The organism is Pseudomonas yangonensis (genome assembly GCF_009932725.1).
Taxonomy (GTDB): Bacteria; Pseudomonadota; Gammaproteobacteria; order Pseudomonadales; family Pseudomonadaceae; genus Aquipseudomonas; species Aquipseudomonas yangonensis.
The window spans coordinates 1-207 of the sequence record NZ_BLJU01000089.1 but is presented as its reverse complement, the minus strand read 5'-3'; the positions used below and the strand labels follow the sequence as shown (position 1 = coordinate 207).

The 207-nt window shown below is 68.1% G+C and carries 1 protein-coding gene; it reads right to left on the bottom strand.

Annotated features, from left to right (window positions below; translation table 11 throughout):
- Nucleotides 1-207, bottom strand: a 207-nt coding sequence (locus GYB81_RS23615; RefSeq protein ID WP_178106603.1) for a sigma 54-interacting transcriptional regulator, incomplete at both ends; no start/stop codon positions are given.

The window sequence follows — 207 nt, the reverse complement described above, 5'->3', positions numbered from 1 at the left end:
CGTGCCGCCACTGGGCGAGGGCCGCGAGGACATTGCGCGACTGGCCGAGGTGATGCTCGCGCAGTGGCGGCACGCGCAGTTCGATGACGTTGAGTCGATAGTAGAGGTCCGGGCGGAAACGCCCGGCGGCGACTTCGGCGGCTAGGTCCTTGTGGGTGGCGCAGAGGAGGCGTACATCGACCACCACTTCCTGCTGGCCACCGACAG